This window comes from Blautia sp. JLR.GB0024 (assembly GCF_037000545.1).
GTDB lineage: Bacteria > Bacillota > Clostridia > Lachnospirales > Lachnospiraceae > Blautia > Blautia celeris.
The window spans coordinates 12,310-23,720 of sequence record NZ_JBANBF010000014.1; the positions used below are offsets into that span (position 1 = coordinate 12,310).

Below are 11,411 nucleotides of genomic sequence, written 5' to 3' on the forward strand. Positions count from 1 at the left end.
CGAAAGGCAGGACTATAAAATGCTGCAGCCATACTTTTTAGAGCATATGGTAAATCTGATCCATACTCCGTTTCATTTATTTAGTACAGATAAAGAAATTATACAGAAATTCGGTGCCAGGGACATAGAAACTTTGATTTTCGAGAAAAATCCGGAATTTGTGGAGAAAGTATTTTCCCAAAAAAGTGAACAGCATCCGGTTATTTTCACGGAGAGCAGCCTGGTCTATGCAATATTTGCCCAAGGGCTGTCAAAGGGAGCGGTAATCATAGCCGGTCCGGTAACGATCGGTCCTCTGAGCCAGGAAATTCTCATTCAAATCCGCAGATACTATAACCTGGGAAGGAAGAGCGGTTACATACCTCCTGTCTGTCCTCTGGACAAGTTCGTTTCCGGAGTTCTGCTTCTGCACTGGCATCTCACCGGTGAAGAGCTGTCGGCGGCCCGGCTGTGGAAAAGAAACCAGCAAAATTATACAGCCACCATGAATTTACAGAACCGCATCTCCCGGGATATTTTTGAACGGCAGGAAAGCGCGGGTCTGCATAACCCTTATGAGCAGGAACTGCGGGAACTGGACAGCATTGAAAAGGGCGATATCCAGGCTCTGACAAAGAGTATATCAGAGACTTATGAGGGAGAGATCGGAGTCCTTGCAAAAGATCCGCTTCGTTCCCATAAAAATGTGGCGGTTGGCAATATCACGCTGGCATCAAGAGCCGCCATCCGGGGAGGGATCAGCGTGGAGAAATCCTTTTCCCTGGCAGACAGCCTCATTCAGCAGGTGGAGGAGATTGATAATGTTCCTGAGGTGGAGGCATTTAAGCGCGAGGCGCAGTTTGTCTATGCCAGGCTTGTGGATGAAGAGAACATACAGGGAGGAGAGAAGCAGAAGACAAAGACAAATCCTCTGATCGGACAGGTAAAGGATTACATATTCAGTCATCTGCATGATCCCATTCAGGTAGCTGACATTGCGGAACATATGGATATCAATGCAGACTATCTGTCCCATCTTTTCAGCTCTCAGGAAAAGATCACCATTACTAATTACATCCGCAGAGAGAAAGTGCGGAGGGGAGAAAATCTTTTAAAGTATTCGGATTACCGGATTCAGGAAATTGCCTTTTATCTTGGATTCTGCTCCCAAAGCCATTTCGCCAGGGCATTTCAGCAGGTGGTGGGTATGAATCCCAATGAGTACAGAAGGAAATTCGGAAATAGGAAAAAATGGAAAATGAAATAAGAAATGTGACTTTTGGCTAAGATATGTGATATATTTTAGCCGTTTTTTTATTTATAATTAGAAATGGTAGGCAGCATGACCGGCAGGACATGCAGCCCGGGAAATATCTGGGTGTACCAAAAAGGAAAAAAGGAGGAAAGAGAATGAGAAGTTTTAAAAGAGGGATTGCTGCAGCCACTACCGCAGCACTTTGCCTGACATCCATACCGTTAGGCGGACTTCAACTGGTCTCTGCAGCGGACGCGGACAGAGTGATCAAGCTTCAGCCGGGCCTGGCATCTACCTTTCATGACACCAATGAGGATGGACTTGGTGAATTTGAGGGATGGGGTACATCACTTTGCTGGTGGGCAAACCGCCTTGGCTACAGTGATAAGATGACAGAGGAAGCGGCAAGGGTTTTCTTCAGTGATGAGGGCCTGGATATGAACATTGGCCGTTACAATGTGGGCGGTGGTGATCTGGTAGGAGAGCCGACAAAAGTGCCGGTAAACGAAAAAGCAGAATTTTACGACCTGGAGACAGAAGGATGCAAACCAGAGTACAAAGGCAAAAAAATGTCTGTCGGAACAAATACAGCAATGAAAAGCCTGAAATACACAGTATCTGACGCGGACTTCGGTATTACAAAAGGCAGTGAGGTTGGGAGCTTTCAGTCGATTGGCTGGATAAACAAACTGGATGACGAGCCAGGCGATGGTGACAATCTGCGTTATACCGTTAAAGCCGAGGAAACAGGAAATTATACGGTTAAACTGCTCCTTACTCTTACCGGAAGCAATAAGCGTGATGTAGCAATACGTGTTAATGATGAAAAGGATTATCTTGTCGATGCAGACACCATTAACAGCCATATCATTGCTTCAGGCAATAATAATATGCTGTTTCTTGTAACAATCTCCGATGTTGCGCTGAATGCAGGAGACAATACGATTAATATCGCCGGTAAAAGTGACTGGACACTTGATTTTGTAAAAATGGCAGTCATCAAATCCGGTGAGGAGGGCAAACTGCCGGAAGGGGAAGAATTCCTTCACAGTGAGCATATCACCCGTTCTGATTCCGCAATTCCGGGATATGCAACGGATGTGACAAAGATAAATGAAAGTGAACATGAGCTTGCATGGTATGAAGAGAATTACGACAGAGCCGACGCAAGCTGCGGCTATGCCTGGAATTATAACTGGAAAGCAGATGAAAATCAGATCAATATTTTGAAAGCAGCTGCTGAGGCCAGCGGTGAAGACTTCATAGCCGAGGCATTTTCCAATTCCCCGCCGTATTTTATGACAAACAGCGGATGCAGTTCAGGGGCAGTAGATTCCAATAAGGATAATCTAAGGACTGACTCTTATCGTGCATTTGCAGTCTATATGGCTGATGTGATTGAGCACTGGAACAAGGAGGGTGTTATCACCTTCCAGAGCACAACACCTATGAATGAGCCGTATACAAGTTACTGGGGAGCTTACAGCAATAAGCAGGAAGGCTGCCATTTTGACCAGGGAGAATCCCAGTCAAAGATTATTGAGATGCTGAATGAAGAGCTGGAGAAGCGGGAAATCAATATCATAATCTGCGGCACAGATGAGACAAGTATTGATACGGCCATTACCTCCTACAATGCTCTTTCTGATGAAGCAAAAGGAATCATCCAGAGAATCGACACACATACATACGGCGGTTCCAGACGTGCTGAGCTGAAAGAACTGGCAGAGAAGGAAAACAAGAATCTGTGGATGTCAGAGGTTGACGGTGCCTATACTGCAGGAACAGATGCAGGAGAGATGAGCGCAGCCCTTGGTCTGGCAAAACAAATGATGACAGATGTAAACGGACTGAAAGCAAATGCATGGATTTTATGGAATGCCATTGATATGCATGTGGATAAAGAGATAAAAACAAGCAGCGATGCGGATTATGCCAGTCTGGAAGAGCTCTATAACCGTGTTAACATGAACAGCGGATACTGGGGAATCGCCATCGGCGATCATGACAATCAGGAAATACTGCTTACAAAGAAATATTATGCATATGGCCAGTTATCCAGATATATTCGTCCCGGATATACAATTATCGGTTCCAGCGATGACACACTGGCAGCATATGATCCGGAAAGCGGAAAAGTTGTCGTTGTGGCAGTGAACACAGCAGGAGAGGACAAAACATGGAAATTTGATTTGTCCAGCTTCAGTACCATGGGCGACAATGTGACTGCTATACGTACAAGCGGAACATTAAAAGACGGTGAAAACTGGGCTGATGTGTCTTCAGAAGATACCATTGCGGCAGACACTGCAAAGAAGAGTATTACTGCAGTACTGAAGGCAAATTCCATTACAACTTATATTGTGGACGGTGTGACTTATGACAGCAGTACAGAAGAAATCGTCAGGATTGATGATGTAAATGTATATACTGTGGAAGGTGTTGCAGCAGAACTGCCGGATACGGTAGAAGTGGTTACAAACAAAAACAATACGCTGGAGAAAAAAGTTACATGGAATCTGGAAGGCGTTGACCTGACAAAAGATACAAAAGTTACAGGTACCGTGGAAGGCACCACAATGACAGCAACCGCTAACGTACAGGTTGTGGCACCAAACATGATTTATTTCATTGACTGTAACAGCCCGGAATCTCCAAAATACGCAGCTATGGACCAGTATGCAGATCTTTTAAATGAAACAGCAGATCAGGCGTATACAGAAGGTTCATGGGGATACCTGGATGAATATGGTAAGTATAACGGAACGGTGACGGATGAATATGATACAGGTTGGTATGCGAATAAAGATCAGGTAATTAAGTATACCATTCCGCTGGAAGCGGGTAATTACAAAGTTAATTTTGGCTTTAAGGAGTGGTGGAATCAACAGCGAGAAATGGTTATTACTGCAGAACAGGACGGAAAAACTGTAGAGATTGGAAAAACCAACACTTGGAATGGAAACAACCCGTGGAACACATACTCACAAGATATTACGATTGAAAATGCCGGGGATGTAACATTCTGTGTGGCAAAGCAGAAAAATAACGATCCTGTACTTTCCTTCATCCAGATTCAAAAGGTTCTGGATTTAAGTGAACTGCAGGATGCCATAGCAGCAGCGGGTGAAGTGGACAGAGCCCAGTACCCGGCAGCAAAGCTGGCAGTTCTGGATGCAGCAGTAGCAGCAGGCAGAGAGCTGATGCTGAAATCTGCAACAACACAGGACCAGATCCAAGAAGGCGCAGCGGCGATTCAGGATGCCATTACAGGATTAGGAGAAGGCTATACGGAAGAACAGATAGCAGCTAATGATTATGTTCTCTATCTTGTAAACTGCGGAACTTCTGATGCCTCTGTCGTTCCGGATGGTTACAGACGTGGTTTATATCAGTCAAATGTTGACCAGGAATACAGTGCAGATGCGGAAACAGGCTTAAGCTGGGGATATGAGCCGAATGATGAAAATTCAAAGATCGTTAAAGGCGGCAGCGGTGCAGCGGATATCACAAGCAGTTATATCTATATGGCCGACACAGGCGTAACGTTTATCAAAGATGTCAGTGGATTCAAATATAAATTTGAAGTTCCTCAGAGATCCAATAATGATTATGTTGTAACAGCCGGTTTCAAAAATCCGTGGGATACCAGAAATGTGGATATTAAGCTGGAAGGAGAAACTGTTGAGAGCGATCTGAAACTCACAAAAGGCCAGTTAGTTGAGAAATCCTATAAAGTTGAGGTTCATGACGGAGAACTGAATGTGATGGTTCACAGCCCAAAACGTACGAACCAGTACGGAGACCCGGTTCTCAGTTATCTTATGGTAGAGGCAGTTGCAGCTTATACGGTGGAGGGCCTTGAGGCTAAGATCAATTCCTATGAGGCATCAATGGATGGACACAGCTATTCTGACGCGACAAAAAAAGACTTTGATCTTGCTGTGACAGAGGCAAGAAAATTGATCGAAGAGCAGTCAACAGACCAGAAAGCCATTAAAAATGCGCTGAATGCACTGGAAGAAGCATATAATGCGCTGAAAGAAGTATTCACCTACAGCTCTATCACAGGAACGAACGGAGCACAGCTTTTTGACAACAACGGTAATAAAATACAGGCACACGGCGGACAGATTCAGCAGTTCACCATCGATGGAGAAACCAAATATTACTGGTACGGCGAAGATAAGACAAATGGATACCGTCCGGTAGTAGGTGTTCATCTGTATACCTCTACAGATTTGTATAACTGGACAGATGAAGGTGCCGTTCTTAAGAGCATTCCGGTATCCGAAGAGGATTACGGCAAAGACCAGGAAGAGGGCTATGAGGCCGATCTTTCTATCTTTGAGACAGACGAATATTTCAGCAGCCTGTACGGAGATTATAAAGACCAGGCACCAGATGATACAGAGAATTACAGCAGCAAACTGGAAGAGGTTTACTGGAATCTGGCTGAGGACAGAACCGTTATTGAGCGTCCGAAAGTTCTGTACAATGACGCAACAGGAAAATATGTCATGTGGTTCCATGCAGACGGACGTACACCGACCAACACAGCAGACTACGGCAAAGCAAGAGCTGGTGTTGCCATCAGCGACAGCCCGACAGGTCCATTTAAGCTTTTAGGTACATACAAACTGCATGACAGCGCGGATGCAAACCACAGTTGGGATAATGTGGGCGGAGCCGTGCGTGATATGAATCTGTTCAAGGACGATGACGGACAGGCGTACGTAATCTATTCTTCTGATGGAAACCTGACAACTTATATCGCAAAATTAAACGCAGATTACACAGGACTGATCACAGACCCTGCGGATGCAGTGGAAGGAACAGGCAAAGAGGGAGAGGAACTGACAGCATCGGATTATACAAGAAACTTTATCGATGCTTCCAGAGAAGCTCCGGCTATGTTTAAGTACAAAGACAAATATTATATCATCAACTCCGGCTGTACAGGATGGAGTCCGAATAAAGCACAGTATGCAGTAGCGGATCATCCTCTTGGACCGTGGACCGTTATGGGAGATCCCTGCGTTGGCGATACAAAAGGTACTACCTTTGATACGCAGAGCACCTGTGTATTCCCTGTGGATGCAGCAAACGGCAAATTTATTTACATGGGTGACCGCTGGTTCAATCCGGATTCCGGCGGGGATTTAAGTGATTCCAGATATGTATGGCTGCCGGTAGAATTCCTTCCGGGCAATCAGATTCAGCTGAAAAATTATGCAGACTGGACACTGGACGAACTGGAGAATAAGGCAAGCTTTGAAGTGACCAGTGAACTTCCGACAGTTGTCAGTTCCGTATCCGAGATTGCAGACGTTCTGCCGGGTACTGTTATGGTAGACTTCGGAAGTGGTTCCGTTGAGAAAGAAGTGACATGGGATATCGGCAGTCTTGATGAAAACAAACTGGGTGTTGCCGCAGTGACAGGAATTTTGACTGATGGAAACAGAGAGTTTACACACGAGATCAGCATTGTAAATCCCAAGTTGATCTACTTCTTCGACAGTGGAGCAGATACATCAGAATACTATGACACTGTCAATGCAAATCTGTTGGGAAGACTGAAAAATGCAGTACCGGACGAAGCCTATACGGAAGAAAACGGCGCCGGATATGTCGGTGTTACAAATTTAGTTGACAAAGATAAATTTGATCTGGGACATCATGCCGGTGATACTTACCTGTCAAATGGCTGGTGGGCTGCAGGCGGAAAGAATATTGTATATGCCTTCAATCTGGAACCTGGTATTTATACAGTATCGGCTGGTTTCCAGGAATGGTGGAATACAGGCAGACCTTCAAAAATGACGATTACTTCCGGTGATAATTTATTGGCAGAAAAAGCATTTACCGTTTATAACACGAGCACAGACCTTCAGGTAAATCAGACATTTGAAGTGACAGAAGAAACCAAAGGAAAGGTCACAGTTACAATCAGTAAGACCGGAAATCCGGATCCTGTAATCAGCTGGATTGGTGTAACTCATAATGATGCTGCTGTCAATAAAGACAAATTGAATACTCTGATCACTGCCGCAGATGCATTGAAAAAGGACAATTATTCAGAGGAAACCTGGGAAGCGCTGTCCATTATTTTGGAAGAAGCAAGAATAGCTTCCGGAAATGAAGAAGCTGACCAGAAAGCCATTGATGAGGTGACAAAGGCTCTTGCAAAAGCCCTGGAAGATTTGGAAAGCACTGCAAATAAAGATGCGCTGAATAACCTTATCGCTGAAGTAGATGCCATGGATAATTCCATTTATACATCTGCGTCCTGGGCAGAATATCTGTCTGCAGTAGAATCTGCCAGAGCAGAAGCCCAGACAGTGGCAGACAATAAGGCTGCATTAAAAGATGAAATTGATGCAGCAGTGGAAGCACTGCGCGCAGCATTTTACGCAGGCAAGGAAAAATTAGTTACGATCCAGTCCGTTCTGGAAAAAGGCATTGCCGCAAATGCAGTTCCGGAGAGCAGTAAAGACAGTTATACGGAAGAGAGCTGGGCTGATTATGCGGCAGCATTGGAAGCTGCGCAGGCATTGATAGGCTCAAATGATGAGCAGGCTGTAAACGATGCAATCGCTGCACTTGAGGCGGCAAAAAATGCTTTGGAACAAAAACCTGAACATGTTGTAGATAAAACAGTTCTTACGGAGGCAATTGAAAATGCGCCTTCAGAAGAAGAGGCAGGATTGTATACAGCAAAATCCTGGGCATTATATGCAGATGTACTTACAAATGCAATCGATGTACGTGACAGTGAACTGGCAACACAGCTCGATGTTGACAATGCAGTGACAGCACTGACCCAGGCTCAGGCTGAACTTGTAACACTGGAAGAGAAACTTGCCGTTATGATAGAAGGCTATGAATCCCATGTTTCTTCTGCAGAAAGTTACACAGAGGAAAGCTGGACAATATATGAAAATGCTCTTGCAGCAGCAAAAGCACTTCAGAATAAACCAGGACTTACAGAGGAAGAAATAGACACAGCAGATCTGGCATTGTCTGAGGCGTATAATGGCCTTACTCCGGTGGAAGTTACCGTAGTGGATAAAGGCGGACTGCAGGCAGTGATCGAGCAGGCAGAACAGCTGAACAAAGAAGATTATACAGAGGAAGCATGGAAGGCTTTTGAAGAATCACTTAACAAGGCAAAAGCTGTTTATGATAACAAAGATGCATCTCAGAAGGATGTAAATAAAGAGATTACTGCACTGGCAGAAGCTATGGCAGAGCTTAAAAAACATCCTGCAAAGACAGAGGAAGAGACAGATAAATCCGCATTAAAAGCCCTGATAGATGAAGCTTCACAGCTGAAAAAAGATGACTATACAGGAACAACATGGAAAAAATTCCAGAAAGCCTTTGATGATGCGGCAAATATCTATGAAAGTGAAACCGCAACACAGGAACAGATTGATGCAGCCACGGCAGCTTTGCAGGCAGCAATGGACCAGCTTGAAAAAGTTACAGCCGGACCAAATCCAAAACCCCAACCGCCGACTGACAACAATAAAGACAAAGGCAAAAATCCAAGCAGACCATCCGGCGGTGGAAGCCAGAAAGGAACCTCTTCTGCAAAAACAGGGGATGAGACACCAATCGGCATGTTTGCAGGTTTGGGCGCCGTTGCACTGATCGCTATATTTGCCTGCACACTCAGTATCTTGAGAAAAAGAAAAAGGTCATAATCAAAAACAGAACAGCATAAAACGCAGTTCTTTTATCCCCCGGAAGATGACAAAAGTTCATATGCCGGGGCCGGGGGAAATCAGGAAGGAGAAAGTACCCTTTTTTAAAAAGAAAATATAATTTCAATAGGTGCGAATCCCAAGTGAACACAAAATTCCAGGGAGATTCGCACCTATATTTTTATGGAAAAAGGAGGATAATTATGTTAAAATAAAAAATAAGGAATTATATATGTGTAATATTTGTGCAAGATGTTCTAAAACGATGTTGGTATTTTGGGAGATTTTGCTGTCACTCTCCGCGAGGAGGGTGTGGATTGAAATCTGCACGGTTTCGTACTTCAACATTATCTTTGAGTCACTCTCCGCGAGGAGGGTGTGGATTGAAATTTTGCACGGTGGAACTGGTTTGCGAAGTTCAGCAGGTCACTCTCCGCGAGGAGGGTGTGGATTGAAATGGTACGGTTGGAGTAATCATAGGGCTGGCATCCCTGTCACTCTCCGCGAGGAGGGTGTGGATTGAAATACTCACAGCGGACAAGAACCCTGTGGAGATATGCGTCACTCTCCGCGAGGAGGGTGTGGATTGAAATGGGTTTAAAATAATGACCATGTATTTAGGTAATTGTCACTCTCCGCGAGGAGGGTGTGGATTGAAATGTGTAACCGGTATTACATACCTTTTTCCCCTCACGGTCACTCTCCGCGAGGAGGGTGTGAATTGAAATTCATCCTTTTGTACATTGCTCCGTTTGGCTCTGTGTCACTCTCCGCGAGAAGGGTGTAAACTGAAACAGCAATAAAACCAAATACCCAAAAAAGGAAAAATCCACTCTTTACAAATCAAGTGCAGAATAGAGCCATTTATATCAGCGCTGCATTTGGAGATACCGTAGTTGTTCACAAACAACCAATCTCCCGATTACGCAAATCCCCTTGACCATCATGACAAAACCCATTGACACCAGCAAAAAATCTAACTATAATAATGGCACAGTAACCCGGTAATTTACCTACAGCGTTGGTCGTTGGGCTGGCGCTGTTTTGTTATGCAGGATTTATTCTTGGATTTGGGAGAATATAACTGTCGGAGGATGAACATGGCAACAATCAAGGAAATTGCAAAGGCATGTAACGTCTCAATCTCAACGGTTTCTAATATACTAAATGGCAAGGAAAAGGCCAGACAGGAGACAAAGGAACTGGTTTTGCAGAAAGCAAAAGAGATGAATTACGTGCCAAATTATATGGCAAAAAATCTGAAACAAAAAAATACCAAAACAATCGGAATCATAGCAGAGGATCTGACTATATTCCATACCCCTGCCATTGTGGACGGCATAAGCGCCTGTCTGGAAAAAAAGGGCTATGCTCTGCTTATGGGCAACATGAGAATGTATCAGAAATACGGCAACGCTTTCTATACGTATAAAGAATACAGCAGCCTGGTTCAGGGCGAAATGCAGGAGATGCTTGCGAAAAGAGTGGAAGGTATCATATATGTGGAAGGCCATTACCATGTGATGAAACAATTTCCGGAACTGTTAGCGGTCCCAACAGTAGCAGTATATGGAAAAGTGGACAGCAGTGAGGTACCTTCGGTTATTTATGATGATGAACAGGGCGGATATGAGGCAGCAAAAACACTTATTTCCATGGGACATAGAAAAATAGGAGTCATCACAGGAAATCATCAAAGCCACCATACAATGGAACGAATGAGAGGATTTATGAAAGCTCTCTTTGACAACGGAATCCCATTCAATCCGTGTTGGGAAATAAGTGGAGAGTGGAATCGTGCGGACGGCTATACAGCTGCGGAACAGTTGATCCAGCAGGGAGTCACTGCGATTTTCGCTATGAATGACATTATGGCAGGCGGCGTATATGACTATGTCAATGAAAAAGGTTTGAAGATAGGAACGGATTTATCAGTTATTGGTTTTGATAACAGAGAAATTAGTGAAGCGTTTTACCCAACGCTGTCTACGGTTGCACTGCCATTGAGCTATATGGGAAATATAGCGGCAGAACTTTTGACCATGAAGTTAGAAAATCAGGCAGGAGAGGCGGAAAAGAGGGAATATAAAATACCCTGCCAGGTAATATACCGCAATTCCATTTGCAGGATTCAGTAATACTATCATCTGTTTCATAAAATCTATAAAGAACAAAAATATCATATCTCGATTCAACAGTCAAAAAAACCGGTATATCACACTGACATCAGCCGATATTTTATCCAATTGCAGAAGAGCACGGTACTATCCAGTGATATAAACAGGTGAATAAGTAAAACGTTATACTAAAATATAAAATTTCATACACAAAGTTCCTTAAATTGTATTGTTATTTAGACAAAATAGTAGCGTAAATAGGAAAAATAATATAAAAGGTACAAGTAGCCTGATGATTGCAGACTTGTACCTTTTCTGTTTTCCATTGCCAAAGTAAAACGAATTAAAATT

The 11,411-nt window shown here is 43.9% G+C and carries 3 protein-coding genes and 1 CRISPR repeat array; all 3 genes read left to right on the top strand.

Annotation, left to right across the window (positions count from 1 at the left end):
• Window positions 1–19: 19 nt before the first annotated feature.
• The 3 genes from V8Q34_RS22245 (at window position 20) to V8Q34_RS22255 (ending at window position 11,081) form a co-directional block, all read left to right on the top strand.
• Window positions 20–1,246, top strand: coding sequence for a helix-turn-helix domain-containing protein (locus V8Q34_RS22245; protein WP_335836341.1), 1,227 nt, complete (start codon window positions 20–22; stop codon window positions 1,244–1,246).
• Between the two features lie 143 nt (window positions 1,247–1,389).
• Window positions 1,390–8,943, top strand: coding sequence for a family 43 glycosylhydrolase (locus tag V8Q34_RS22250; protein ID WP_335836342.1), 7,554 nt, complete (start codon window positions 1,390–1,392; stop codon window positions 8,941–8,943).
• Between the two features lie 291 nt (window positions 8,944–9,234).
• A CRISPR array of direct repeats spans window positions 9,235–9,738; the repeat unit is 33 nt; unit sequence GTCACTCTCCGCGAGGAGGGTGTGGATTGAAAT.
• 305 nt (window positions 9,739–10,043) lie between these two features.
• On the top strand, window positions 10,044–11,081 hold the full coding sequence (locus V8Q34_RS22255) for a LacI family DNA-binding transcriptional regulator (protein WP_033139315.1): 1,038 nt from the start codon (window positions 10,044–10,046) through the stop codon (window positions 11,079–11,081).
• Window positions 11,082–11,411: the final 330 nt, after the last annotated feature.

Coding starts and splice junctions, on each gene's coding strand:
- V8Q34_RS22250 (WP_335836342.1), top strand. CDS start 1,390: ATGAGAAGTTTTAAAAGAGGGATTGCTGCAGCCACTACCGCAGCACTT.
- V8Q34_RS22255 (WP_033139315.1), top strand. CDS start 10,044: ATGGCAACAATCAAGGAAATTGCAAAGGCATGTAACGTCTCAATCTCA.
- V8Q34_RS22245 (WP_335836341.1), top strand. CDS start 20: ATGCTGCAGCCATACTTTTTAGAGCATATGGTAAATCTGATCCATACT.